General features: G+C 51.1%; 2 tRNA genes and 1 rRNA gene. All 3 read left to right on the top strand.

From position 1 onward, the window contains the following. Positions 1–58: ribosomal RNA gene (locus tag KUW18_RS19640) — 16S ribosomal RNA — on the top strand; the annotation flags it as partial. 83 nt (positions 59–141) lie between these two features. Beyond that, a tRNA-Ile gene (locus KUW18_RS19635) sits at positions 142–218 on the top strand. 17 nt (positions 219–235) lie between these two features. After that, a tRNA-Ala gene (locus KUW18_RS19630) sits at positions 236–311 on the top strand. The last annotated feature ends 237 nt before the right edge of the window (positions 312–548 follow it).

Here is a 548-nt window from a genome sequence, read left to right as displayed (position 1 = left end):
TGGGGTGAAGTCGTAACAAGGTAGCCGTAGGGGAACCTGCGGCTGGATCACCTCCTTAATCGACACGTCGCTGACTGTCGGTAAGTGCTCACAATGAATTACCTGATCAAGCAAGAGTAATGACAAGCTAGTTTGAAGCCTGGGTCTGTAGCTCAGTTGGTTAGAGCGCACCCCTGATAAGGGTGAGGTCGGCAGTTCAAGTCTGCCCAGACCCACCATCTTCGGACTGCGATATGGGGCCATAGCTCAGCTGGGAGAGCGCCTGCCTTGCACGCAGGAGGTCAGCGGTTCGATCCCGCTTGGCTCCACCACTTTATTGCCTATAACGGTGGGCCAGGTGATCAGTCTTCTTGTCATGAAGTTCTAAGCAAGATGCTTGCATCGCTGCTCGATAATCCGAGGCGGCGATTTTCAAGTCTCTCGCTTAGGGTTTCGACTCTAACGCTCTTTAACAATGTATATCATGCTGACAAAGTAAGATACGTCTCAAGCGTATCCGGCAATTGTCGTGACATCATCGATTGACAGACCTTTTGGGGTTATATGGT

This window comes from Halomonas sp. DP5Y7-2, from assembly GCF_019802025.1.
GTDB classification, from domain to species: domain Bacteria; phylum Pseudomonadota; class Gammaproteobacteria; order Pseudomonadales; family Halomonadaceae; genus Halomonas; species Halomonas litopenaei_A.
Note: the sequence above shows the minus strand (reverse complement) of the source record. Positions and strands in the feature narration are given on the sequence as shown.